Below are 1,429 nucleotides of genomic sequence, written 5' to 3'. Positions count from 1 at the left end.
AACCATCGCCCGCAGCAATGCCAGCAGATAGCCGCGCTGCCGCTCGATCGTCGCTTCGTCGAACACCGCCGTGGCATAGTGCAGCGATCCGACGATCTCCTCGCCATCTTCGCCAAGGTTGAGCTCCAGATCGAACTTGACCTGATCGAGCCCCTCGCCGGCAACCTCCACCCGCAGCCCCGGCAGATCCACTGACCCGACGGTCTCGTTCTGCCAGGCCAACATCACCTGGAACAACGGCGTGTGATCGAGGGCCCGCGGCGGCTTGACGATCTCGACCACCTGCTCGAACGGCAGGTCCTGATGCTCCTGCGCGGCCAGCGCCGTGCGCCGCGTCCGCTCCAGAAGCTCCGACACGCTCGGCGTGCCCGCCAGGTCCAGCCGCAGCGCCAGGGTGTTGACGAAGAAGCCGATCAACTCCTCGACCTCGCGCCGGCTGCGGTTGGCGCTCGGCACGCCGATGACAAGGTCGTCCTGCCCTGACAGGCGCGACAGCACCGCCGCCCAGGCCGCCAGCACCGTCATGAAAAGCGTCGTGCCATGCTTGCGGCTCAGCCGCTTCAGACCGCCCGTCAGAGCCGCATCGATGACGACCGGCACGCTCGCCCCGGCAAACGACTGCTGGAGCGGCCGCGGCCGATCGGTCGGCAGCGCAAGACGGGCCGGGGCGCCGGACAGGGTGTCGCGCCAATACTGCGCCTGGCTCTGCAGCCGTTCCCCCGACAGCCATTGCCGTTGCCAGGCGGCATAATCCGGATACTGGATCGCCAGCGGTGGCCGCGGGTCGTCCTGCCCGGCCACAAACGCCCGGTAAAGGCTGCTGAGCTCACGCATCAGCACCCCCATCGACCAGCCATCCGAGACGATATGGTGTTGCGTCAGCAGGAAGACGTGGTCCTCATCCGCCAGCCGGATCAGACGCGCGCGAATCAGCGGCCCGCGCGCCAGATCGAACGGCGTGCGCGCCTCGTCACGGCACAGATTCGAAAGCACGGCATCCGCATCCGGCAGCCCCTGCAGATCGTGCTCTGTCACCGGCAGCCCGGCATCGGCCGGCAGCACCTCGACCCGGGGCTGGCCCTCCGGTGCGACAAAGACACTGCGTAGCGCCTCGTGACGGGCAAACAGACGGTCAAGGCTGCGCTGCCAGGCGACGCGGTCGAGCGCTCCCCGCAACCGCAAGGCCAGCGGCATGTGATAGTTGGTGCTGCCCTCGTCCAGCTGCGCCAAGAACCACAGCCGCTGCTGCGCAAACGACAGCACCAGCGGCTCGTCACGCGACACGGCGACAATCGCCGGCAGGTCTTTGGGACCGGCGCGGCGCAACTGTTCGGCGATGTTTGCCGCCAGGTCGGCAAGCACCGGCCTGGCGAACAGCGTCGACAGCGGCAGTTCCACACCAACGGCCTGCGACAGCCGGCTCGAGAGC

The 1,429-nt window shown here is 68.2% G+C and carries 1 protein-coding gene; it reads right to left on the bottom strand.

What is annotated here, in order from left to right:
• Positions 1 to 1,429 (bottom strand): condensation domain-containing protein (locus V8P77_RS34650; RefSeq protein ID WP_264400080.1); only part of this gene is annotated, 1,429 nt, incomplete at both ends.

The sequence above is a fragment of the Rhizobium aouanii genome (genome assembly GCF_037002925.1).
GTDB classification, from domain to species: domain Bacteria; phylum Pseudomonadota; class Alphaproteobacteria; order Rhizobiales; family Rhizobiaceae; genus Rhizobium; species Rhizobium aouanii.
This window is presented reverse-complemented; position numbering and strand designations above follow the sequence as displayed.